Here is a 3305-nt window from a genome sequence, read left to right on the forward strand (position 1 = left end):
GTGTCGCGGTGGACTACGCCTCGCACTGCGCGCACGTGGAGGCGATCGAGGACGTTCTCCTGCGGGACCTGGCGGGTATCGCCCCGCAGGCGTCGAGTGTGCCGTTCTACTCGACGGTGACCGGTGGTGTCCTGGACACGTCGTCTCTCGATGCAGGGTATTGGTACCGCAACCTGCGCCAGACGGTCCGTTTCGCCGACACCCTGCGCGCGCTCCTCGACGACGGCTTCCGGCTGTTCGTGGAGTCCAGCGCGCATCCGGTGCTGACGATGGGCGTCGAGCAGACGGCTGAAGAGCACACCGACACGCCCGTCACGGCGGTGGGTTCGCTGCGCCGCGGCGAGGGGGGCATGGAGCGCTTCCTGACGTCCGCCGCGGAGGCGTTCGTCGGCGGCGCGACCGTCGACTGGGCCGGGGTGTTCGCGGGGACGGGCGCCCGACGCGTCGACCTGCCCACCTACGCCTTCCAGGAGCAGCACTACTGGATCGAACCGTCCCTCGCCCGCCAGGGCGACGTCACGTCGGCCGGTCTCTCGTCCGCCGATCACCCCCTGCTCGGCGCTGCCGTGACGCTGCCCGCCTCGGACGGGGTGTTGCTGACCGGTCGCTGGTCGCTGCGTACGCACCCTTGGCTTGCCGAACACCTGGTGCAGGGCACGCCGCTCCTGCCGGCGTCCGTCTTCGTCGAACTGGCGCTGCGAGCCGGGGACGCGGTGGGCTGCGACCTCGTGGAGGAGCTGACGCTCGAGGCACCGTTGGCGCTGCCGGAGCGGGGTGCCGTACAGGTTCAGGTGGTCGTCGGCGGACCGGACGGGAACGGGGCGCGTTCCGCGGAGGTGTACGCACGCTCCGAGGACTCCGCCGAGGGTCCCTGGACCCGGCATGCCTCCGCTGTTCTCCGCACCGGGGCCGAGGGGCAGGCGGCGGACGGCGAGCTGAGCGAGTGGCCGCCCGTCGACGCCCGGGCGGTCGACCTGGCCGGCTTCTACGACCGGCTGGCCGAGACCGGAGTGTCCTACGGGTCGGTGTTCCGCGGGCTCGAGGCGGCCTGGCGGCGTGGCGACGAGGTGTTCGCCGAGGTGACGCTGCCGCAGGCGGAACGAGCGGACGTGACGCGCTACGGGCTGCACCCCGTGCTGCTCGACACGGCACTGCAAGCGGGCCTGGGCTCGGCGGCCCTGAACGGTGACGCCGCCGGAGACACACGGCTGCCCTTCGTCTGGCGCGGTGTGTCACTGTCCGCGACCGGTGCCTCGATGCTGCGGGTGCGACTCGCGCCGGCCGGGCCCGACGGGTGGTCGGTGCTGGTCGCCGACGCGGCGGGGACGCCGGTCGCGACCGTGGACGCCCTGGTGACGCGGCCCGTGTCGCCGGAGCAGCTGTCGGCCGTGACCGACCTCGCCCTCCGCGGCGCGGCCGACGGGCCGGGCCGGAACCACGTGAGCCGCCGCGCGCTGGCCCGGGCGGCGGACGGGGACGAGTCGGCCCTGCGCCGAAGCCTGCTGCGCGCGGGGGAGACGGAACGGCGGCGGATCCTGCTGCGCCTGGTGCAGGACCAGGCCGCCGGCGTGCTCGGGCACGCCACCCCGGACGGGATCGAGCCCGAACTCTCTTTCAAGGAGCACGGCTTCGACTCCCTCACCGCCGTCCAGCTCCGCAACCGGCTCAACACCGCCACCGGCTGCCGGCTGCCGGCCACCCTTATCTTCGACCATCCGACGCCCGTCGCCCTGGTGGACCACTTGTACGGCGAACTCCTGGGCCGCCAGGACGCCGCCCCCACGGCCCCGGCACCCGTGGTCCGGGCCGCGTCGGACGAGGAACCCATCGCCATCGTCGCGATGAGCTGCCGCCTGCCCGGCGGCGTCCGGTCGCCCGAGGAACTGTGGGAGCTGCTGACCGAGGGCCGCGACGCCATCTCGGCGTTCCCCGAGGACCGCGGCTGGGACGTGGACGGACTGTACGACCCCGACCCCGAGGCACCCGGGAAGACGTACACGCGCCACGGGGGTTTCGTGGCCGACGCGGCCGGCTTCGACCCGGCGTTCTTCGGCATCTCGCCGCGCGAGGCCCTGGCCATGGACCCGCAGCAGCGGCTGCTCCTGGAGACCGGCTGGGAGGCGTTCGAACGCGCGGGCATCGACCCCGCGTCCCTGAAGGGCACCGAGACCGGCGTCTTCGTCGGTGCGGGCACGCACGGGTACGGGACCGGCACCCACGACTCCTCGAACGGCGTCGAGGGCTACCTGGTCACCGGGAACGCCCTCAGCGTCACCTCCGGGCGGCTCGCCTACGCCTTCGGGTTCGAGGGCCCCGCCGTGGCCGTCGACACCGCCTGCTCGTCCTCGCTGGTGGCCCTCCACATGGCCGTGCAGTCGCTGCGGCGAGGCGAATGCCCGCTGGCCCTGGCCGGCGGCGCCGCGATCATGTCCACGCCGTGGACCTTCGTCGGCTTCAGCCGCCAGCGAGGCCTGGCGGCCGACGGCCGCTGCAAGCCGTTCTCCGCCGCCGCCGACGGCTTCGGACCGGCCGAGGGTGTGGGCATGCTCCTGCTGGAGCGGCTGTCGGACGCCCGGCGCAACGGCCACCAGGTGCTGGCCGTCGTCCGCGGCACGGCCATCAACCAAGACGGCGCGAGCAACGGCCTGACGGCGCCGAACGGTCCGTCGCAGCAGCGGGTGATCCGGGCGGCGTTGGCGAATGCCCGGGTGTCGGCCACCGAGGTGGATGTGGTGGAGGCGCACGGTACGGGCACGAAGCTGGGTGACCCGATCGAGGCACAGGCGCTACTGGCGACGTACGGCCAGGACCGCCCCGAGGACCGGCCGCTGTGGCTGGGTTCCATCAAGTCGAACATCGGGCACACACAGGCCACGGCCGGTGTCGCCGGCGTGATCAAGATGGTCCTCGCCATGCAGCACGGGGTGCTGCCGCGCACCCTCCACCTGGACGAGCCCACCCCGCACGTCGACTGGTCCTCCGGAAGCGTACGGCTGCTGACCCAGGACGAGCCGTGGCCGGAGACGGGCCGTCCGCGCCGCGCCGGTGTTTCCTCCTTCGGCATGAGTGGAACGAACGCCCACACCGTGCTGGAACAGGCGCCGACGGCATCACCCGCGACGGCGGAACCAGCAGCCGACGCCGAGCCTCCCGTGGTGGTGCCGTGGGTGGTGTCCGGCCGTTCGGAGAGCGCACTGCAGTCGCAGGCGGAACGGCTGGCCGCGTACGTACGTGACCGGGAGGCCCTGTCGCCGGTGGATGTCGGGCTGTCGTTGGCGACGACGCGGTCACTGTTCGAGCACCGT

The 3305-nt window shown here is 73.2% G+C and carries 1 protein-coding gene; it reads left to right on the forward strand.

Annotation, left to right across the window (positions count from 1 at the left end; all coding sequences use genetic code 11):
- A partial coding sequence (locus tag JHAT_RS33310; protein WP_143660621.1) for a beta-ketoacyl synthase N-terminal-like domain-containing protein occupies window positions 1-3305 on the forward strand: 3305 nt, incomplete at both ends.

This window comes from Streptomyces sp. JHA26, from assembly GCF_002005565.1.
Taxonomy (GTDB): domain Bacteria; phylum Actinomycetota; class Actinomycetes; order Streptomycetales; family Streptomycetaceae; genus Streptomyces.